The 21,237-nt window shown below is 66.2% G+C and carries 16 protein-coding genes; 5 read left to right on the top strand and 11 right to left on the bottom strand.

Annotated elements, in window-relative coordinates; genetic code table 11:
* Window positions 1-2: 2 nt before the first annotated feature.
* From ACH13J_RS03445 to ACH13J_RS03490, 10 genes are all read right to left on the bottom strand, one after another.
* Window positions 3-1,964 (bottom strand): oxidoreductase, encoded by a 1,962-nt coding sequence (locus ACH13J_RS03445; protein ID WP_397541917.1) that lies wholly within the window; start codon window positions 1,962-1,964, stop codon window positions 3-5.
* Window positions 1,965-2,198: 234 nt separating this feature from the next.
* Window positions 2,199-4,727 (bottom strand): oxidoreductase, encoded by a 2,529-nt coding sequence (locus ACH13J_RS03450; protein WP_397541918.1) that lies wholly within the window; start codon window positions 4,725-4,727, stop codon window positions 2,199-2,201.
* On the bottom strand, window positions 4,724-6,802 hold the full coding sequence (locus ACH13J_RS03455) for an oxidoreductase (RefSeq protein WP_397541919.1): 2,079 nt from the start codon (window positions 6,800-6,802) through the stop codon (window positions 4,724-4,726). The genes ACH13J_RS03450 and ACH13J_RS03455 overlap by 4 nt, the downstream gene beginning before the upstream one ends.
* 6 nt (window positions 6,803-6,808) lie before the next feature.
* On the bottom strand, window positions 6,809-8,869 hold the full coding sequence (locus ACH13J_RS03460) for an oxidoreductase (RefSeq protein ID WP_397541920.1): 2,061 nt from the start codon (window positions 8,867-8,869) through the stop codon (window positions 6,809-6,811).
* Window positions 8,870-8,873: 4 nt separating this feature from the next.
* On the bottom strand, window positions 8,874-9,548 hold the full coding sequence (gene betI, locus ACH13J_RS03465; RefSeq protein ID WP_397541921.1) for a transcriptional regulator BetI: 675 nt from the start codon (window positions 9,546-9,548) through the stop codon (window positions 8,874-8,876).
* A 50-nt stretch (window positions 9,549-9,598) separates the two neighbouring features.
* Window positions 9,599-10,699 (bottom strand): polyamine ABC transporter ATP-binding protein, encoded by a 1,101-nt coding sequence (locus ACH13J_RS03470; RefSeq protein ID WP_397541922.1) that lies wholly within the window; start codon window positions 10,697-10,699, stop codon window positions 9,599-9,601.
* Window positions 10,692-11,516 (bottom strand): ABC transporter permease subunit, encoded by an 825-nt coding sequence (locus tag ACH13J_RS03475; protein ID WP_397541923.1) that lies wholly within the window; start codon window positions 11,514-11,516, stop codon window positions 10,692-10,694. The genes ACH13J_RS03470 and ACH13J_RS03475 overlap by 8 nt, the downstream gene beginning before the upstream one ends.
* On the bottom strand, window positions 11,513-12,445 hold the full coding sequence (locus ACH13J_RS03480) for an ABC transporter permease subunit (protein ID WP_397541924.1): 933 nt from the start codon (window positions 12,443-12,445) through the stop codon (window positions 11,513-11,515). Before ACH13J_RS03480 ends, ACH13J_RS03475 begins: the two co-directional genes overlap by 4 nt.
* Window positions 12,446-12,571: 126 nt before the next feature.
* Window positions 12,572-13,696, bottom strand: a complete 1,125-nt coding sequence (locus ACH13J_RS03485) for an extracellular solute-binding protein (protein ID WP_397541925.1) — start codon at window positions 13,694-13,696, stop codon at window positions 12,572-12,574.
* A 514-nt stretch (window positions 13,697-14,210) separates the two neighbouring features.
* Window positions 14,211-14,840, bottom strand: coding sequence for a TetR/AcrR family transcriptional regulator C-terminal domain-containing protein (locus tag ACH13J_RS03490; RefSeq protein ID WP_397541926.1), 630 nt, complete (start codon window positions 14,838-14,840; stop codon window positions 14,211-14,213).
* Window positions 14,841-14,927: 87 nt separating this feature from the next.
* Here ACH13J_RS03490 and ACH13J_RS03495 point away from each other — a divergent pair, with 87 nt between their 5' ends.
* Window positions 14,928-16,280 (top strand): FAD-dependent oxidoreductase, encoded by a 1,353-nt coding sequence (locus ACH13J_RS03495; RefSeq protein ID WP_397541927.1) that lies wholly within the window; start codon window positions 14,928-14,930, stop codon window positions 16,278-16,280.
* A gap of 11 nt (window positions 16,281-16,291) precedes the next feature.
* Here the strand turns inward: ACH13J_RS03495 and ACH13J_RS03500 are convergent, their stop codons facing one another.
* On the bottom strand, window positions 16,292-17,209 hold the full coding sequence (locus ACH13J_RS03500) for a LysR family transcriptional regulator (RefSeq protein ID WP_397541928.1): 918 nt from the start codon (window positions 17,207-17,209) through the stop codon (window positions 16,292-16,294).
* Between the two features lie 79 nt (window positions 17,210-17,288).
* On the opposite strand from ACH13J_RS03500, the gene ACH13J_RS03505 reads away from it, so the two are divergent.
* From ACH13J_RS03505 to ACH13J_RS03520, 4 genes are all read left to right on the top strand, one after another.
* Complete coding sequence (locus tag ACH13J_RS03505; protein ID WP_397541929.1) at window positions 17,289-18,308, top strand: D-cysteate sulfo-lyase; 1,020 nt, start codon at window positions 17,289-17,291, stop codon at window positions 18,306-18,308.
* Between the two features lie 96 nt (window positions 18,309-18,404).
* Window positions 18,405-19,481 carry a polyamine ABC transporter ATP-binding protein gene (locus ACH13J_RS03510; RefSeq protein WP_397541930.1) on the top strand — a complete coding sequence of 359 codons (1,077 nt, stop codon included), beginning with the start codon at window positions 18,405-18,407 and terminating at the stop codon, window positions 19,479-19,481.
* A gap of 4 nt (window positions 19,482-19,485) precedes the next feature.
* The gene (locus ACH13J_RS03515) at window positions 19,486-20,397 is read left to right on the top strand and encodes an ABC transporter permease subunit (RefSeq protein WP_397541931.1); all 912 of its coding nucleotides are present in this window, start codon (window positions 19,486-19,488) and stop codon (window positions 20,395-20,397) included.
* Window positions 20,390-21,193 (top strand): ABC transporter permease subunit, encoded by an 804-nt coding sequence (locus ACH13J_RS03520; protein WP_397541932.1) that lies wholly within the window; start codon window positions 20,390-20,392, stop codon window positions 21,191-21,193. Before ACH13J_RS03515 ends, ACH13J_RS03520 begins: the two co-directional genes overlap by 8 nt.
* Window positions 21,194-21,237: the final 44 nt, after the last annotated feature.

Raw genomic sequence — 21,237 nt, forward strand, 5'->3', positions numbered from 1 at the left:
AATCATATCGCCGCCCCCACGCGCAGCCCGTCGAGCACCGCTTCCTCGACCGTGCGGGGGGCAAGGCAATCGCCCACGAGGTGCAGCGCCCCGTCCCATGACTGCATCGCATCGGCGAGCCCGGTTTCCGCGCCGTGGCCCAGCGCCGTGACCAGCGTATCGACGGCCTCCAGCACCACGGCCTCGCCGCTGAGCACGTGCTGGAAATAGGCATCCTCGCCATCCGCCCCGTAAAGCCGAAGATAGGGCCGGATTTCGACGCCCAGCCGGTGCAGGTCGCCCAGCCACTTGTCACGTGCGTATTGCGGGATCGTATGGCCCGCCGTCACCCCGTTCACCGCCAGCCGCACATGACATCCCTCGCGCGCCAGCCGCTCGGCCAGCCCCAGCCCGATCCAGTCTGCCTGTGCGTCCGCGATGACCGCCCTCGGTCCCACTTTCGCGGTGCCCTCCAGCACCTGCCACGCGTCGACGATATGGGCCTCCTCCGCGCCGGGAATCGCGGGCCGCCGCGGGCGGGCCCCGGTCGCCAGAACGACCGCGTCGGGGCCGTCCCGCGCGATGTGGTCCGCGTCGATCGGGCTGTTCAGCCGCAGCGTCACGCCCGCCTGTTCCGCCTCGCACGACAGGTTGGTGGTCACGCCGCCGAACTCCGCCCGCCCGGGCAGAAGCTGGGCCAGCGCCACCTGCCCGCCGAGCGCCGGACCTTTCTCATGCAGGGTCACGTCATGCCCGCGCGCTGCGGCGACGGCCGCGGCCTTGAGCCCTGCCGGCCCGCCGCCGACGACCGTCACTCGTTGCCGCCGCCCGGCCGGCCGCAGCGCGCCGTAGTCCCGTTCGCGCCCGGTTTCCGGCCGCTGGATGCAGGACACCGGGTGGCCGTTCAGCATGTGCCCGATGCAGGCCTGGTTGCAGGCCACGCAGGCGCGGATATCGTCAAACCGCCCGGCTTCGGCCTTGGCCGGCATGTCGGGGTCCGAAATCAGCGCCCGCGTCATCGCGCACATGTCTGCCTGCCCCGCGGCCAGAACATGCTCGGCGGTCTGCGGCTGATTGATGCGCCCGGCGACAAAGACAGGCACCGCGACGCGCGCCCGGATTTCTGCCGCCAGCGGCGCGGTATACGCGGCCTCGAACGCCATCGGCGGCACGATATGGGTGGACCCCGCCAGCCCGGCCGACGTTCCCGCCGTCACGTTCAGGTAGTCCAGCACGCCATCGTCGGCCAGGGCCTCGGCCACGGGCAGCACCTCGTCCCGCTCCAGCCCGTCATTGTCCTTTTCATCGCCCGACAGCCGCAGCCCGAGCACCATGTCCGCACCCGCCCCGCGCCGGGCGGCCGCAAGGATGTCGCGCACGAAGCGCAGGCGGTTCTCGAAGGAGCCGCCGTACCGGTCGTTGCGCATGTTGACCCGCGGGTTCAGGAACTGCCCCGCCAGGTAGCCGTGCGAGCCCACGACCTCGACGCCGTCAAGCCCCGCGCGCCGCAGGCGACCCGCCGCGCTTTCGAAGCTTGCGGCGATCTCGTCGATCAGTGCGGCCGACATTACGTGCGGCACCACGTGAAAGCGTTCGTTGGGCACCTCCGAAGGGGCGAGCGCCACCGGCCGCGTGCCGTCGGCAGCCAGCGTCATTTCCCGCCCCGGATGGCTGAGCTGGCCGAACACCTTGCAGCCATGGGCATGGCAGGCTTGCGCGATGCGCCGGTAGCCGGGGATGCAGGCATCGTCGTAGGCGCGGATGGCGGGGCGCCCGGACTGCCCCGAGGGGTGCGTGCGTGCCGCCTCCACCACGATGAGCGCGGCGCCACCCCGTGCCCGCGCTTCGTGATAGGCGACCATGGCATCACCGGGCACGCCGTTGTCGAGCATCACCGTCATGTGACCGGAGGAAAATATCCGGTTCCTGAGGACATGGCCCCTCAGCGTCAGGGGCGTGAACAGCGTGGCGGGGGGATGCGGCATGGTCTGCCCCTGCCTGTCACTCTTCGGCCTTGTCGGCGCGAACGTCCTGCAGACGCTGGAGGCTTTCGTGCCGGGCTGTGCAACTCTTGCAGTCCGTGGTCGTCGCGGATCGCGTCGCTGCATCCTTTTTACCGGCGGCTTCCGGCGTTGTCGTTGTCCCGGTCTCCCCGGCTTGCACCATCCCGGCGAGCGCCACCGCCGCGGCGGCGCAAAGAGACCCGCGCCGGCCCGGCCTCATGCAGCCCCCGTTTCGAGGTAGCGCTGGATCGGCGCGGCGCTGTCGGGATCCTGCGCCGCCTCGCGCTCCAGGAAGGCCAGCGCGGCCCGCTCATGGTCTGTCAGGACCCTGAGGGCGGGCAGATCGCCGGGCGGCGCCATTGCCTCCAGCCGGTGGAACTCCGTCATGTAGGCGGGGAAGGTCCGGCGCATGCCCTCGATGAGCGCGGCCCAGCCGGTTGGCTCCTCCGCCGCCTGCGCGCGGCCGCTCTGCTGCAGCTCCGCTGCCGGGCGCGGGGTCAGGTCGTACTTGTCGATCAGCGGGCGCACCGACGCGGCCGCCCTTGTCTCCAGCTTTGCCAGAAGCTCCATACGCGCCTTGTGGTCGGGTTCGTCGAGCCGGGCCGCAAGCGCCTCAAAATAGGCTTCGCCCTCGATCTCCTCCTCGTAGTAACGCAGCAGCGTGTCGAGGTAATCTGGTGTCACGCCGGCGACATCCACCCGGTCATGGGGCATCGGCTCGTCCCTGTCCACGTCCGTATCCAGTTCGCGCGCGTAACGGTGGCCGGCATAGACCGCCGCCGCGACAAGGGCGGGGGCCTCGCAATCGCCGATCCGGCGGAGCGTGAACGGCAGCGTGCCCGCGTCGCCGTCCGCGCCGGCCAGGAGCTCGTGATAGAGCGTGTCATTGGGGCGCCGCTGGGTCACCATCACGACCGAGGCCACCCGAACCGTCCTTTCCGCCCCGGTGAACTCGCAGGCCAGCGTGGCCTCTTGCCCGTCGAACTGCTTGAGACCGTGGGCCAGCTCCAGCCCGATCCCCAGCTTCATCAGGTGGGTGCGGATCGTCCAGCGTTCGGATGTCTTGCCGGCCCACTCCGACACAACCTCGGACGGTGTGGCGAGCGTCACCTCCAGCCCCGCCTCGCGCAGGCGCTCGGCAATGACGCCGCCCATGTAGTACCCGTCCTCGTCGTAAACCAGCGTCGGACCGGAGGGCAGCCGGCCATCCATGATGTCGTCGGGGGTCAGGATTTCCGGCTCGGTGCCGGGGGCGGCGACGCGAACGTAGGTGGCGCCATCGAAACGCTCCCGGCGCCAGCTGGCGCCAGTGGCGATCACCACGTGGTCTGCGCCCACCTCGTGCACGTCCGCCGCCGAAAGGCGGCTGTCGAGGAAAAGCTCGACATTCGCCATCTCCTGCAATTGCTGCGCGCGGTAGTCGCGCACCCGGATGTATTCGCTCATCCCCGGAAGCGACGCCTCGCGCCGGACGCGGCCGCCCAGCTCCCGCGTGGCCTCGGCCAGCATCACGGAATACCCCCGCTGGCCCAGGGCACGGGCAGCCTCCAGCCCCGCCGGGCCGGCGCCGACGACGAGCACGCTGGCGTCGGAGCCCTTGGGCGCGATGTTTTCGGGGTGCCAGCCCTTGCGCCATTCCTCGCCCATGGCCGGGTTCTGGGTGCAGCGGATGGCCACGCTGGTCGAGTCGCCGGCGTAACAGACGTTGCAGCCGATGCATTCGCGGATCGCGCCCAGCTCGCCTGCCTCGATCTTGGCAGGCAGGAACGGGTCGGCGATGGAGGGGCGCGCGGCGCCGATGAAATCGGTGACGCCGCGCCGGACCTGGCTGACCATCGTGTCGGGCGAGGTGAAGCGCCCCACCGTGACGACGGGTTTGCTGGTCACCTGCTTGACGAAATCCATGTAGGGTTCCAGCGCCGCCTCCTTGACGAAGCGCGACACGCCCATCTCGACGAAGTAGTTGGCGATGTTGATGTCCCACAGGTCGGGCAGCTCGGCCAGCATGGCCAGCATGTCGCGGCGTTCGCCATGGATGGGCACGCCGTCCTCGCCGATCTCCTCGTCGGCGGAAAAGCGCACGGCGACGGCACAGCGGTCGCCCACGGCGTCCTTGGTTTCCTCGATCAGCTCGCGCACGATCCGCACGCGGTTTTCCAGCGATCCGCCGTATTCGTCGCTGCGGGTGTTGATGCGCGGGTCGAGGAAGTTGGACAGCAGGTAGGTATGCGTGGCGTAGACATAGACGATGTCGAACCCCGCATCCCGTGCCCGCAGGGCGGCGTTGCGGTGCCAGCGGCGCAGGTCGCGGATGTCCTGCTTGTCCATCGCGCGGGTCTGGTAGGGGTGGCCGACCGTGTTGGGCAGGCTGTCCACGTCCATCGGCACTTCGCGCGTCAGCAGGTTGGCCGAGCGCTGGCCGCCATACCATAGCTCGGCCCCCGCCAGCGCCCCGTGTTCGTGCACCTTGTCCGTCATCAGGGCGTGGGCGCGGATGTCGCTGTCGTTCCACAGCGACGCGGAAGGGTGGGGCAGGTCGTCCGACGTGGGATGGATCGAGGTGTACTCGGTACAGACCACGCCCCAGCCGCCCTCGGCCTTGATCCCGCGCATCTCGGCCAGCATGCGCGGCCGCAGATAGCCCATGCCGGTGCAGTGCGGCACCTGGTAGAACCGGTTCTTGGCGGTGACGGGGCCGATCTTGACCGGCTCGAAAAGCACGTCGTAGCGGGGATCGCGGCTCATGAAAGCACCTCCTTTCGCGGGCTTGGGGACGTCTGTGCGGGGGTCAGCTCTGTCAGCTCCCGCCGGAAGGGGATTGCCTCTTGGCGGTCGCCCAGTTCGCGGGCGAAACGATGCCCGGCATAGACCGCCGCGGCGATCGTGCCGGGGGCCAGCGCGTCCCCGATGCGAACGGCGGTGCAATCACCGCTTGCCTCAATCGCGTTGTAGAGGGCGTCGTCGGGCCGTCGCATGGTGACCATCACAGCCGTGCCGCAGGGCACGGTCGTGGTGGTGCCGGTGTAGATGCAGCTCAGATCCGCCTCGCCGGGGCGCAGGGCAGAGAGGTTGCGGGTCACGCTGATGCGCACCCCCATCTCCAGCAAGCGGCGCTGCACGGCATGTTGATCCAGCGTGTTGTGCGTCCAGGACGACACCTCTGGCGACGGCGTAACCAGGTGCACATCGTGCCCGTCTGCCCGCAGCTTCTCGGCCAAGACGCCGCCCATGTAGAAATGGTCGTCGTCGAAAACCACTACGGGCCCCTGTGGCGTGGCGCCTGCCATCACGTCGTCAGGCGTGATGACCGTGCAGCCATCGGCGATGGCGATGCCGCGCGGGTTCTCGCGCCCGATGCCGTCGGCCGTCCACTTGGCGCCCGTGGCCAGCACGACATGATCGGCCCCGAATTCCGCCACGGTCTCGGCCGTCAGCGCGCTTTCGAGGTAGAGGTCGACATTCGGCATCTGGCCGATCTGGTAGAGACGGTAATCCACGACGCGGCCCCATTCCGACAGGCCGGGCAGGCGCCGTTCGCCCGCCAGCCGCCCGCCGGCCTCGCTACGGGCCTCGGCCAGCGTCACGGCATGGCCGCGCTGGCCAAGGGCGCGGGCGGCCTCCAGCCCCGCGGGGCCCGCGCCGACGATCAGCACGCTTTCGTCTGCCGACTTGGTCGCGATGCGCTCGGGGTGCCAGCCCTTGCGCCATTCCTCGCCCATCGTCGGGTTCTGCGTGCAGCGGATGGGAACCGAGTGATTGTCACCGGTGATGCAGATGTTGCAGCCGATGCATTCGCGGATGTCATCGACGCGGCCTTCCTCGATCTTTTTCGGCAGGAACGGGTCCGCGATGGAGGGGCGGGCCGCCCCGATCATGTCCAGTTGCCCGCCCTTTATCAGCGAAACCATCGCATCGGGCGAGGTGTAGCGCCCCACGCCCACCACGGGCTTGGTCGTCACCTGCTTGACGAAGGCGACGTAGTCATCCTGGAACCCCTGAGGCTTCAGCCGCGAGGGGGCGCTGTCGTTCTCCCACCCGCTGATGTTGACGTCCCACAGGTCGGGCAACTCGGCCAGCATCTCGACCAGGTCGCGACCCTCGCCGTCGCAGGTCATGCCCTCGGGGCCCATCAGTTCGTCCACGGCGAAGCGCAGGGCCACGGCACAGCTATCGCCAACCGCCTCCTTGGTATCCTCCAGCACCTCGCGCAGCAGCCGCGCGCGATTCTCCAGCGTGCCGCCATACTCGTCCGAGCGGCGGTTGCGGTAGGGCGACAGGAAATGCGAAATCGTCGAGAGCTGATGGCCGGCATAGACGTAGACCATATCGAAGCCCGCCTTTTTCGCCCGCAGAGCCGCGTTGCGGTGCCACAGGCGCAGTTCGCGGATGTCTGACTTGGTCATCTCGCGCGCCTGCACGGGGTCGGGCAAGGCCACAGGGATATGCGAGGGCGCCAGCGGCACGTCGCGGGTGTATCGGTTGGCGGCCATCACCCCGGCATGGTTCAGCTCGATCCCGGCGAGGCTGTCGAATTCGTGGATGCCCTCGCACATCCGCGCGAGGTAGGGGATGTCACGGTCATCCCACAGCCGCCCGCCGGCCCAGGGCGTATGATCGCCCGAGGGATGGATTTCCACCTCCTCGGTGCAGACCACGGCCCATCCCCCCTCGGCCTTGACGCGGCGCATCTCGGCCATGGAAGAGGGGAAGCTGCGCCCCATGCCGTTGCAATGGGGAACCTGGTAGAACCGGTTCTTCGCCGTCACAGGGCCGATTTTCACAGGTTCGAAAAGGATGTCGTATCTGGGATCGCGGGACATGGGCCCTCACTCTTTTGCCAGCGCGGGAAGCTCCCGCAGGAATGGAACGCCGTCGACGGGCGGTTCGCCCAGCTCGCGCGCGTATTTGTGGCCGGAATAGACCGCCGCGGCGATCGTGCCGGGGGCGAGGCAGTCGCCGATGCGCGTCAGCGTTCCGGTCGCGTCCCGACCCGCTGCCGCCTCTGCCACGGCGTGGTAGAGCGTATCGGTGGCCGTGCGCATCGTGACGGGGATGCAGGTGCCGCACGCGATGTCGCGTCGCTGCCCTGTATAGACGCACTCCAGCGTGACGTGGCCGGCCCCGATGGCTGACAGGTTGTGCAGCGGCACGATGGTCACGCCCATCTCCATCAGGCGGGTCTGGATGCGCCCCTGCTCCATGGTGTTGTGGGTCCAGTGCGACACGTCCGCGGCGGGTGTGACATAGGTTACCTCGAAGCCGTTGCCGCGCAGCCGCTCCGCCATGAGTCCGCCCATGTAGTAATGGTCATCGTCAAAGATCACCACGGGACCGTCCGGCGCGGCATCGCCGCAGATGTCGTCGGGCGTCAAAACGCGCGCGTCGTCGGCGGTCGGAATCGCGGTCCTGTTGTGCCGCCCGATGCCATGCGATGCCCATCGGGCGCCGGTGGCGATGGCCACGTGGTCGGCCCCGAAATCCAGCACGTCCCCGGCCGAAAGCGGGCTGTCGAGGTAGAGGGCCACGTTGCCCATCTGGCTGATCTGGTAGGCGCGGTAATCGGCAACGCGTTTCCATGCCGACAGGCCGGGCAGGCGGCTCTCGACCGCCGCGCGCCCGCCAACCTCGGACCCCGCCTCGGCCAGCGTCACCTCGTATCCCCGCTGCCCAAGGGCGCGCGCGGCCTCCAGCCCTGCCGGTCCCGCGCCGATGATGAGCACGCTTTCGTCGGCCGCTTTCGGGGCGATACGCTCGGGATGCCAGCCGCGGCGCCATTCCTCGCCCATCGTCGGGTTCTGGGTGCAGCGCATCGGGTGGATGAGGAAATCGCCCGACACGCAGATGTTGCAGCCGATGCATTCGCGGATGTCCTCGACGCGGCCTTCGTCGATCTTTTTCGGCAGGAACGGGTCCGCGATGGAGGGGCGGGCCGCACCGATAAGGTCGAGCACGCCCTTCTTCACCAGCGACACCATCGTGTCGGGGGATGTGAAGCGGCCGACGCCCACCACGGGCTTGGTCGTGACGCTCTTGACGAACGAGATGTAGTCGTTCTGGTAGCCCTCGTCGGAGAACCGGGAGGTGGCGCTGTCGTTTTCCCAGCCGCTCACGTTCACGTCCCACAGGTCGGGAAGCTCGGCCAGCATCTCGACGATCTCGCGGCCTTCCCCGTCCGAGCGGAGCCCGTCGTCGCCCGCCATCTCGTCCACCGCCAGGCGCAGGGCGACCGCGCAGGTGTCCCCCACGGCCTCCTTGGTGTCCTCCAGCACCTCGCGCAGCAGCCGCACGCGGTTTTCCAGCGGGCCGCCATACTCGTCGGTACGGTCGTTCAGGCCGCGCGACAGGAAATGCATGAGCGTGGTCATGTCATGCCCGGCATAGACATAGATGATGTCGAAACCGGCCTTGCGGGCGCGCAGGGCCGCCTCGCGGTGCATCCGGCGCAGGGCACGGATGTCGGACTTGTCCATCGCGCGCGCCTGCACCGGTTCCATCAGGTCGATGGGGCGCGCGGATGGCGCCATCGGGATCTCGCGGCTGTAATTGTTTGCCGCGTGCATCCCCAGATGGGTGAGTTCTATGCCCGCGAGCGCGCCGTGGGCGTGCACCTTGTCGCACATCTTGGCCAGCACGGGGATGTCGCGGTCGTCCCACAGACGGCTTTCAATGACGCCGCTGAGTTCCGAACTGTAATGGATCTCGCATTCCTCGGTGTTGACCACGCCCCAGCCACCCTCGGCCTTGACGCCGCGCATCTCGGCCATGGAGGAGGGATACTGATGCCCCATGCCGTTGCAGTGCGGCACCTGGTAGAACCGGTTGGGCGCCGTGACGGGGCCGATCTGCACGGGTTCGAACAGGATGTCGTAGCGGGGATCCCTCGGCATGGCTTCAGTCCTCGCAAAGGCGTGGCGCCGGGTGGTCGAAATGGTTGGGGAACGTATCGGCGAGGTAATCGCGAATCCGCGCCATCGCGTCGTCGCGGCTGAACTCCTCGGGATAGATCAGTATGTTGAGCCAGAACCCGTCGTAGAGACCTTCCAGCGTGTCCGCGACCTCGCGCGCGGTCAGCCCCTTGTGGCCGCCGGCCTCGATGATCTCGCCGATGATCTGCTGGGAGATGTACCAGCGCTCGTCGTCGATCTCGCTCATGATGTGGCGGTAGGAGGCGCGTGTCGCCGCCTCGCCGTAGAAGCCGAACCAGACCGCCAGTTTCTTGCGGCTGCAGATGCGGGGGTGAAAATGCGCATCAACGATCGCCAGCAGCTTGGCCTCGGGGGCAAGGTCTGCCTTCTTGACGCTTTGGCGCCATTGGTTGCGGTGCTCCTCGGCGAGGTAGCGCAGGGTTTCCTCGAACAGGGTTTCCTTGTTCTTGAAATGGAAATTGACGATGCCGATGGAAAGCCCGGCGAACCCCGTGACGCTCGTCATGGTGGTGCCCGACATTCCATTTTGCGCGATCGACTCGATCGTCGCATCGATCAGTTGCTGGCGCCGCACCTCCTTGGAGGCGGTGCGGCCGGTGTTCTGACCGGTCTTTGCGGCTCTTGCGCTCGGGTCTGGCATCGTCGTCCCTACTGTTCCGGGTTATTGGAACCGGCCGGCCTGGGTCATTTTCAGCGGTCAGCCGCCAGCAGAACCATGGCCTCGGGATCCCAGCTCAGCCATATCGGGCGGGCCTGTTCGGCCGCCGCGAGCGCGTTCATCTTGTTCTGCGATGAAACCGCCACCGGCTTGTCAAGGCCGTCCAGCCGGACAAAGAAATGGCTGCGTTCGCCCAGATAGGCCGAGTTTTCCAGCGTGCCACGGATCGCGGGACCGCCAGAACCCGGCTCTGCCTCGGACAGCTCCAGCTTTTCGGGACGGATCGCCACCTCGATCTGGTCGCCCTCGGTTACGGCGCGCTCGCCCCGCTCCGCCCGGACACGGCCGAGCCCCTTTGCCTCGACCTCGACACTGCTGCCGTTGACCGAGGCCACCTTGGCATCGAAGAAGTTCATCGTCCCGATAAAGGACGCCACGTCGCGCGACTTGGGTTTCTCGTAGAGCCCGGTCGGCGTGTCCAGTTGCAGAACACGCCCATTGGCCATCACGGCGATACGGTCCGAGAGCGTCAGCGCCTCTTCCTGGTCGTGCGTGACGAAGACGAAGGTGATGCCCACCGTCCGCTGCAGCGCGCGCAGCTCCAGTTGCATCTGTTCGCGCAACTGCTTGTCGAGCGCGCCGAGCGGCTCGTCGAGAAGCAGCACCTTCGGCTTGAGGATGAGCGCCCGGGCCAGCGCGATACGCTGGCGCTGGCCGCCCGACAACTCGTTTGCCTTTCGGTCGCCGAAGCCGGGCAGCTTGATCAGCTCCAGCATCTCGTCGACCATCTCGTCGCGCTGGGCCTTGGAAAGCTTGTGGCGGCGCAAGCCGTAGGCGATGTTGTCGCGCACGTTCAGATGCGGAAAGATCGCGTAGTTCTGGAACACCATGTTGACCGGACGATGGTGCGGCGGCACCTCGGACATGGGCTGGTCGTCGATGTAGATTTCCCCCTCCGACGGGGCCTCGAACCCGGCAAGCATCCTCAGCAGGGTTGTCTTGCCGCAGCCCGACGCGCCCAGCAGGGAAAAGAACTCGCCGTGGCCGATGTCGATCGAGACGTCGTCGATCGCCTGAACCTTGCCGAAGAACTTGTCGATGTTGCGGATGGATATGAAGGCGTTATCAGGCATCCTGATCCCCTTTTACCGAACTGAAATGGGCGTCGCGGTTGATCCACTGGCTGAGCAGCACCACGACGAACGAGGCTCCGATGATGAGCGAGGCGAGCGCGAGGACCGACGGGAATTCCTGCGGGAAGCGCAGCTGACCCCAGATATACATCGGCAGCGTCGGCTGCGTGCCGCTGAGGAAGAAGGCCAGGATGAATTCGTCGAAGGACACCGTGAAGGTGAGCATGAGGCTGGCCACCACGCCGGGAAAGACCATCGGCAGGGTGACCCGCCAGAACGTCCACCAGGCGTTTTCGCCCAGGTCGGCCGAGGCCTCCTCGATCGCCTTGTCGAACCCCTCGAAGCGGGGGATGAGCGTCGCCACCGCGAAAGGCAGGCAGATGATCATGTGACCTATCGCCACGGAGTAGAGCGAGAGCGGCACACCCATCTGGCTGAGCAGTACCAGAAGCGCCACGCCGAAGATGATCAGCGGCACGACCAGCGGCAGCATGATGAACCCCACGATCGGGCCGCGGCCGGGCAGGCGGTACCGGGTTATGGCCTTGGCCGCGAAAACGCCGAAGAAGGTCGAGACCACGGAGACGAAGGCGCCAACCTTGACGCTGTTCATCAACGCGTTCCACACGGCGTCGCGCTGCATCAGGTCGGCGTACCATTGCAGTGTGAAACCCTTTAGCGGGAAACGCACGTAGATGGAGTCGTTGAAGCTGAACAGCGGCAGGAACAGCACCGGCACGTACAGGACGATCAGGAAGATGATCGCGTAAACCTGGAGCGGCCGGTTGGGGCGGTGGATATAGCTTTCGGGCTTCATGAGATGCGTTTCCTGACAAAGAGGGTGAGCGCGATGAAGAGCAGGCAGATACCGGCGATGCACAGCATCAGGATGATCGACAGGGTGGCCCCCATCGGCCAGTTGTTGATCGGGCCGAACTGCTTCTGAATGAGGTTGCCGATCATCGTGCCATCCGGACCGCCGAGCAGGGCCGGCGTGATGTAGTCACCCGTCGTGGGGATGAAGATCAGCAGGCTGGCCGAGATGACACCCGGCAGCGAGAGCGGCAGCGTCACCCTGAGAAAGCGCATCACCGGGCCGTCGCCCAGATCGGTCGCCGCCTCGAGCAGGGACTTGTCTATCTTGTCCAGCGACACGAACATGGGCAGGATCGCGAACGCCGCCCAGGCATGCGCCAGTGTTATGATCACCGCCGACTGGCTGTAGAGGAGGAATTCGAGCGGCTGCTCGATCAATCCCACCGTCATCAGCGCCGAGTTGATGACCCCCTCGTAGCCCAGCACCACCTTCCACGCGAACACGCGCAGCAGGTAGCTGGTCCAGAAGGGCAGCGTCATCAGGACGATCCACATCATCTTGTTGCGATGAACGTGGAACGCCACGTAATAGGCCATCGGATAGCACACGATGACCGTGGCTACCGTGGCGATGCCGGACATCCAGATCGACCGTTCCAGCAGCGCGCCGTAGATCGGTCTTTCCGCGAACTCGCGGTAGTTGTCCAGCGTGAAGGACGTGTCGAACTCGAAGCCGACCGCCGTCCAGAAACTCATCACGACGAGGATGCCGAACGGCACCAGCACGGCGCAGATCATGAAAAGCAGTGTGGGTGAAAGCAGTCCGAACGCGCGCGCGCGTTCCGACCTGTGCATCAGGCGCGTGAACCAGCTGTCGCGTGCGACGCCCGGTTCGCTTGGTCGTGCGGCGCTGAATGTCTGCTCGGTCATGGTTTGCCCCCGGTTTTGCGCCAGACAAAGGGGTTCGTGCCCGGCGAATGCCGGCCAGCCTGTCTTGCGCGTTGACGATGTCCCGCGCCGGGGGGCGACCCGGCGCGGGAATGGAGAAAGGCGGCCTTAGAAGCCTGCCTTGATCTCTTCCCAGAGGCCGTTCATCTTCGTTTCCCACGCCTGCGTCTGCGGGATCTGGAAATGGCCCGCGTTCAGGATCTCGTCGGGGTTGCTGCTCAGTCCGAGATCGGTGAGCTCCTCCGAGGTGAACTCCTCGAAAGACTTCACGTTCGAATGGCCATAGCCATAGTCGCCGATCATGAACTTGCCCGACTCCACGCTCAGCAGCGAGTCGATCACGTCATGCGCCAATTCGAGGTGCGGCGCATCCTTGTGGATCATCAGGCCGCAAACCCATGTCAGCGCACCTTCCTTGGGATCCGCGAACTTGACCGGCACGCCCTCTGCCTTGAGCAGGGTGGCCGAGCTGTTCCACGTCATCGCCGCCACCATTTCGCCGGAGGACAGTGCCTGTTCCAGCGTCGTGGTGTCATCGGTGTAGGTGCGGATCAGCGGGCGCTGTTCGCGCATAACCGCCGCGATCTTGTCGAAGGCTTCCTGCGTATCCAGTTGCTCGAACGGCACGCCGGCCTTGATCGCGCCGACCCACCAGGCGTCGCCGCCAGATGCAAGGCTGCCCAGTCGGCCCTTGTAGCGCTCGTCCCACAGCATGTCCCAGCTCTCCTCGCCTTCCAGCTCGAAGAGATCGGTGCGGTAGGTGATCGAGGTCTGGCCCCAGTCGAAGGGCGCCATCCAGACATTGCCGCCCTCGGCGTCGTTGCCCGGCAGGTCCACGAGCCCCGGCATCACGTCGGGCCAGTTGGACAGCTCACCGGTCTGCACCGGCTGGAAGAGTTCGGTGGCAACCCAGCGGGGCAGCGCCTGGTTGCACGGGTGGGTCACGTCGACGACGAATCCGCCCCTGATCTTGGTCAGCGCCTCTTCGGAGCCGCCGAAAGTGGAGAAGTTCGGCACCTCGCCGTGCTTTTCCTTGTAGGGAACGAACAGCTCGGGGATGTCGTAGCCGCCCCAGGTGAAATAGGTGGCCTGCTCCTCGGTCGCGGCCAGTGCCCTGCGCCCCCCGAGGGGCACGGCAGTCACGGCGACCCCGCTGGCCAGAAGCGACTTGGTAAAGGCGCGTCGGCTCATCTTGCCTTCGCGCATGGAACCGAGTTGATCCAGTACGTCCATCTTTGTCTCCCTGTCTCGCGGCGTTTTGGCCGCATGCGTTGTTGCTCGGAACATGCGCCGCGCTTCTTGTGGCGCGATCCCGTCCCGGAGCCTAGGCAATATCCAACATCGTCACGCCAGCTGCGCGTCGACTAATTGAATATTCATTCAATTGATGGGTTGATAAGGTGCCTGAGTCAATACACTAATCCCCGAACGGTGCCCCGGCGTCAGCCGAAGCCGGGATTTGCGTCTTTTTTCAGCATCTTGGTGGGCCCGAAATTGGCATGTCTTGCGCCGTTGGCGCAAGAATGGCGGAACCTGGTTGACCTGTCGCGACGTGTGGGCCGCAAAAAAACCGGGTGGGCGGACGCGCTGGACTCCTGCGCGCCGCGTTCGTGAAAGGCGTGTCGCATGAGCTTTCCTGCCCTCGTGCCGCATGATTCACCGTGCCCGGACCCGTCCTGTGACCATGGCCGTGCGCGCATGACGTTTCGTCGCCACCGGGGCGGGGCGGTGTGAACGGTGCCGCTGCTCAGCTCAGCTCCGCTTCCAGGCCCCGGATCAACACGTCGAGTCCAAAGGCGAAATCTGCGTCCGGGTCCACCTTGCCGATTTCGTCCACCATTGCCGCCATGGTGGGGTAGTCGCCCGAGGACAGGCTGTCGACAAAGTCCGCACGATCGTCCGCGTCGAAGGGTGCCAACCAGCCTGTGATCTCGTCCACGGCGAACGCCTCGGTGTAGGCCAGCAGGACCCTCACGCCGCGCACGGCCTTGGGCGGTGGAAACCCCGCCCCGGCGAGCGTGGCGTGGAACGCCTCGTGCACGCGGTGTTCGGCCGGCACCCAGTCCTCGTAGAGCTCGTAGACGCGGAAGGCGCCGGGGTGGCGTTTGGCCAGCTGGCGCAAGCCGTCGCAAAGGTTGCGGATGTCGTTGCGCCAGTCGCCGGTCGGGCGCGGCATCTCGAATTCGGTCATGAGGGCCTGCAGGACCTCGTGCATGAGCATCCGGCGGCTGGAATGATGGTGGTAGAGCGCCATCGGGTCCACGCCCATCTCGGCGGCCAGCTTGCGCATGCTGAACGCCTTTTCACCTTCCCGGTCCAGCATCTTCATGGCGGCGCGGACGATCGACTCGCGGGTCAGGTTGCCGCGATTGGTCATGGTTTCCCTCCGTTCCCTTGACTGACTCTACACTGTAGAGTAAGTATCCTCTCTACAGTGTAGAGGAAACTTTCGGGGAGCGGAACCATGACGACACGCAGCGATGAACCATCGGCCCGGCCACTTGACCGGCGCAGTTTCGTTTCGCTTTGCGGGGCCGGTGTGCTGATGCCGTCAGCGGCCCGGTCGGCAGAACGCATGCCGTCAAACCCGGATGTCGTGGTCGTGGGGGCGGGGGCCGCGGGTATCGCCGCGGCGCACGCGCTCCGGGCGGCGGGCGTCGAATACGTGCATATCGAGGCCGCATCGCACGTGGGCGGCCGCGCCCATACCGAGACCGAAACCTTCGGCGTACCGAACGACCGTGGCGCGCACTGGGTTCAGAACCAGCGCCGCAACCCGTATTTCAACCGGGCAAAGACCGGCCCCTACACTTTTTACAAGGACCCCGAATCATACGCGATCTACGGCGAACACGGCCCGGCCGACGCGGCCGCGACCGAGGCGATGTGGGGTGCATGGGACAGGGTGTACGACGCCGTGTCCGTTGCCGGGCGCCGCGGGCAGGACGTCGCGCCGGCCGATGTCGCGCCGCGCGACGGGTACTGGACGAGGACCGCGTGGTTCGGCATCGGCCCGTGGGAGATGGGCAAGGACATGGATGCCTTCTCCTGCGTCGATTGGTGGAACTCAGCCGACAGCGTGGACTGGTTTTGCGCCGAGGGATACGGGCGTCTGGTGGCCGATCACGCCGCGGGCCTGCCCGTCGCGCTGGGCACGCCGGCAACGCGCATTCGCTGGGGCGGACCGGGGGTCGAGGTGGATACGCCCCGTGGCACGATCCGGGCAAGGGCGGTCATCGTGACGGTTTCCACCGGGGTGCTGGCCGGTGGCGGGATCGCCTTCGACCCGGTGCTGCCCGCCGCCAAGCGGGACTCCTTCGCCGCCGTCACGATGGGCGACTACAACCACATAACCCTGCGCTTTTCGGCCGACATCTTCGGGCTGGGAGAAGATGGATACGTGCTGCACCGGGTGGATGACAGTGACGAGGCGTTCGGCGCGCTGACCAATGCCAGCGGCACCGGGCTGGCCTATTGCGACGTGGGCGGTTCCTTTGCGCGGGAGTTGGAGCGCGCGGGGCCGCGTGCGGCGACGGACTTCGTTCTGGGCAAGCTGCGCGGCATGATCGGTGCCGACGTGGACCGGTACGTGACCGGCAGCGCCGTCACCGAATGGACGAAAGACCCGCTCACGCGCGGATGCTACGCCTCCGCCGTGCCGGGTGGCTACCCGATGCGCGAGGTTCTGCGCGCCCCGGTGGCCGAGCGTGTCTTCTTTGCCGGCGAGGCCTGCCACGAAAGCCTGTGGGCGACTGTGGGCGGCGCGGACATCTCGGGCGCGGAGACGGCGCAGGCCGTGATCCGGACCCTCGGCTGAGGCGCCCGGCACTACGACGCGGTCAGCGCCTGCCATGCGTCCTCGACCGTCGGGCGCGTTTCGCCGGCGAGGCGGATCAAGCACACGTCGAGCGCGCAGTCGGGCCCAAGATCGGGCCGGACCAGCCGGCCCGCCGAGAGATCGTCCGCGACCAGTGACAATGGCAGCCACGCCACGCCGATACCGCCCAGGGCATAGTGATACGCCGCGAGCGTCAGGGCGGTTTCGGCCCGTGGCGCCAGCCTCTTGTCAGAGGGCAGGTCCGGCCAGACGACGCGTTCCAGCAATTCGCCGAGAAAGACATCCGGGGGATAGCCGATGGCCGGGATCTCCTGTTGCTGTGGGCGATCCAGGGCGGGAATGCAGACGGGCAGCAGCGTGTCCACGGCAATGCGCCGACGTTCAAGCGCCGCCGGTGCCGCGACAGGCTGCGCGCCGGGATGTTCGTAGGTCACGACCATGTCAGCCGCCCCCGAGATGAGCTGGAAAAGGCATTCGTCGCGATTGCCTGACCGCACCCTGATCGCGGTCCAGCCCGACCGCGTCAGGTGCTGCACCATGCGCGGCGAGATCGTGGCGGTGATCGCATGCTGACAGGCCAGTGTCAGCCCCTGTCCGGCGCCCTGACCGGCCATGCGCATTGCGCCGCGCAGGGCGCGCATTTCCTGCGCCAGCCGCCGGATGCTGGCCTCTTGTGCGCGCATGGACGGCAGCAGCGCCACGGGCTTGCGCCGCCGGTCAAACAAGGGGGTTCCCAGCGCGGACTCGATCGCCTTGATGCGGCGCGTAAAGGCGGGCTGGGTGATGTTCCGCCGTGCGGCGGCCCGCAGGAACGAACCGGTCTCGATCACGGCGAGAATGTCTTCCAGCCAGTCATGGTGCATCCCGGCAGGGTAGGCGGGGCTCGCCACAAAATGCAATATGCGCATTTTAGTTTGCGAATTCCGCATTCGTAATCGGCCTGTCACGCCGTTATGTTTCCTTTTGTGCAACCAAAGGAGGCTTGTCATGCATCTCGCGCGCTTTCCCCGCCGCTTCGTCGCCCACCTGCCGACCCCGCTTGAGCGGCTCGACCGGCTCAGCGCCGAACTTGGCGGTCCGGAAATCTGGATCAAGCGTGACGATTGCACTGGCCTGTCCACCGGGGGCAACAAGACGCGCAAGCTGGAGTTTCTCATGGCCGAGGCCGAGGCGCAGGGCGCCGACATGGTCATGACGCAGGGGGCGACCCAGTCAAACCATGCCCGCCAGACCGCCGCCTTCGCGGCGAAGCTGGGGATGGATTGCCATATCCTGCTGGAGGACCGCACCGGCTCGGACGAGGCGAACTACAATCATAACGGCAACGTGCTGCTGGATCATCTGCACGGAGCCACGACCGAGAAACGCGCAGGCGGTGGCGACATGAACGCCGAGATGGAGGCCGTCGCCGAGAGGTTCCGCGCCGATGGGCGCAAGGTCTACACGATCCCCGGCGGCGGCTCGAACCCGACGGGGGCGCTGGGCTATGTCAATTGCGCGTTCGAGATGCTGGGGCAGTTGAACGAGCGCGGCCTGCGAATCGACCATATCGTTCACGCCACCGGCAGCGCCGGTACGCAGGCGGGGCTGGTCACGGGGTTGAAGGCCACGCATGCGGATATCCCGCTGCTTGGGATCGGGGTGCGCGCGCCCAGGCCGAAACAGGAGGAGAACGTGTTCAACCTGGCCGCGCTGACATGCGAAAGGCTCGGCTGCCCGGGCGCGGTCGCGCGCGAGGACGTGGTCGCGAACACCGACTATGTCGGCGCGGGCTATGGCATCCCGACGGATGGCGGTTTGGAAGCGATCCGCATGTTTGCCGAGCTCGAGGCGATACTGCTGGACCCGGTTTACTCTGCCAAGGGCGCGGCGGGCCTTGTGGATCTGGTGCGCAAGGGGCATTTCAAGCGTGGCGAGAGGGTCGTTTTCGTGCATACTGGTGGGGCTGCGGCGCTGTTCGGCTACGACACGGCGTTCGATTTCTCCGGCCGCTGGACATCCCGGTGATATCGGCCGGCAGGTAAATCTCTTGCGCGTCCCCGCTTGACACCTCTGTCTCGTTAATTTTTGATCAAATTAAAGGGACAAGGTGCGGCAGGGGCAATGATCGAAATCGGAAACGTGTCAAAAGTGTTCGGCGAGGGGGCAAATGCCTTTACCGCGCTGGACGATGTGTCGATCACCATCGAATCGAACGAGTTCTTTACCTTGCTGGGCCCCTCGGGCTGCGGCAAGACCACGATATTGCGCGTGATTGCCGGGTTCACGGACCCGACCAGCGGACGGGTCCTGCTGGATGGCGAGGACCTGCTGAAAAAGCCGCCCTACACGCGCCCGGTCAACACCGTGTTCCAGTCCTACGCGCTGTTCCCGCACATGACGGTGGCCGAGAACATTGCGTTCGGGCTGGAGATGCTGGGCAAGCCCAAGGCGGAAATCAGCAGCACGGTCGACGAGATGCTGGCGCTCGTGCGGATGACGGAGATGGCCGACCGCAAGACAAGCCAGATCAGCGGCGGCCAGCAGCAGCGCGTGGCGCTGGCGCGCGCGCTGGCGCCTCGGCCGCGGGTTCTGTTGCTCGACGAGCCGCTTTCGGCGCTGGATTTCAAGCTGCGAAAGGACATGCAGCTGGAGCTAAAGCGGCTCCAGTCGGAAACCGGGATCACGTTCGTTTTCGTCACCCACGACCAGGAAGAGGCGCTGACGATGTCGGACCGCATGGCGGTGATGAATGCCGGCAAGATACGTCAGGTCGGCGGCCCGCGGGAAATCTACGATCATCCCGCCGAACGCTTCGTGGCGGATTTCATCGGCGACACCAACTTTCTCGACGCCGAGCTTCTGGGAACGCAGGGGGAGGCCGCGCAGATCCGGCTGGCCTCGGGCGCGGAAACGCGGGCCCGTGCAGCGCAGGGGGCACAGGGCGCGGGCGGACAGGTGACCATCGCCGTGAGACCCGAGCATGCGCGGCTGGACGACATCGACGGCGCGCTACTGCCCGGCACCCTGGAAAACATCGTCTATTTCGGGACGGACACCCATTACCACGTGACGCTTGATGCCGGCGGCAAGTTCGTGATCCGCCAGCAGAATCAGCCGGACGCCCAGCAGACCCACGCCACGGGCGACCGTGTCGGGGTCAGCTTTGCCCCCGGCATCGGCCAGGTGTTGAAGGACTGATGCCATGACAGACCTTGCCGCCGCCCGGAACCGCAAGGAAAAGCGCGACCGCTGGCTTCTGCTGACGCCGTCGCTCATCATACTCACGCTGGCGGCGTCCGGGCCGCTGATCGTGGTGCTGATCTACTCTTTCCTCACGCCGGGCGACTACGTCGGCGTGATCTGGGAATTCTCGGGCAAGGCGTGGTTCAACGTCGTGGCCGAGCGGGATTTCTTCACCGGCGAGCTGGAGCTTGCGGACGCCCACCTGACGGTGCTTTGGCGGTCGGTGAAGCTTTCGGTCCTGACGGCGATCCTTGCCTTCATCTTCGGCTTTCCGACGGCCTATTTCATCGCCACCCGTCCGCCGCGGCAGCGCGACGTGTGGATGCTGTTGATCATGATCCCGTTCTGGACCAACCTGCTGATCCGGACCTTTGCCATCATGGAGCTCATCCGCAACCAGGGCACGATCAACACCGCCCTTATTGCCACGGGGGTCATCGACGAGCCCATACAGATGCTCTTTACAGAGTTCTCGCTGCTTCTGGGCATGACCTATGTCTATCTGCCGCTGATGATCCTTCCGATCTACGCCTCCATGGAGCGGCTGGACTTCAGCCTCGTCGAGGCGGGGTACGACCTCTACGCCACCCGGTTCCAGGTGCTGCGCAAGATCATCTTCCCGCTGGTCAAGCCCGGGGTGGTGGCCGGGTCCATCCTCGTCTTCGTGCCCTGCCTGGGGGCCTATGTCACGCCGCGTGTGCTGGGCGGGGGCAAGCAGCTGATGCTGGGCAACCTGATCGAGCTGCAGTTCGGGCAGTTGCGCAACTGGCCGCTGGGCGCGGCGCTGTCGCTGACGCTGCTGGCGGTGGTGATGGTGGCGCTGCTGTTCTATGTCCGGGCGGTCGGTCGCGAGGGGGAAACAAATGTCTAGCCGTGGCTTCGACGTTCGCCGCCAGCGCGGCTTTACCAGCATCGCGATACTTTGTTTCGTGGTGCTCTACCTGCCGATCATCCTTTTGGTGGTCTATTCCTTCAACGCCGGTGAATCGATCGCCATCTGGGAGGGGTTTTCCTGGCGGTGGTACGTCTCCGCGTGGGAGAACGAGCGGGTGCAGGCCGCGACGGTGCGCTCCGTCGTCATTGCCGCCTCGGCGTCGTTCATCGCCACCTCGGCCGCGGTGCTGGCGGCTCTGGCGACCACCCGAACGCGTCCGTGGCGCGGACAGACGCTGGCCTTCGCGCTGATCAACCAGCCGCTCATGGTGCCCGAGATCGTGACCGCCGTCTCGTTGCTGATTGTCTTTGCCATCGTCAAGGTCTGGACGGGTTACACGGGCCTTGGCTACCTGATCCTCGCGCACTCGGCCTTCTGCATCCCGTTCGCCTACATGCCGATCCGTGCGCGGCTGCAGGGGATGGATCTCAGCCTCGAACAGGCGGGGGCGGACCTTTACGGCTCGCCGCTCAAGGTGTTCCGGCGGATCACGCTGCCCCAGCTCTGGCCCGGCATCCTCGCCGGGGCGATGCTGGCCTTCGTGATCTCGCTCGACGACGTGGTGATCACCGAGTTCGTGAAATCCGCCGGGCAGGACACGCTGCCGACCTACATGCTGGGGCAGCTGAGGCGCGTCATCACCCCGGAAATCAACGCGATCTCGACGGCGCTGCTCGCGATTTCTGTTATGCTCGTCACGGGATTCTTTTTCCTGAGCCGGACGCGCAAATAAGCCCGGCCCAATCAACCGCACCCATCCACAGGAGGATACGACCC

It is taken from the genome of Roseovarius salis, from assembly GCF_044472985.1.
GTDB classification, from domain to species: domain Bacteria; phylum Pseudomonadota; class Alphaproteobacteria; order Rhodobacterales; family Rhodobacteraceae; genus Roseovarius; species Roseovarius salis.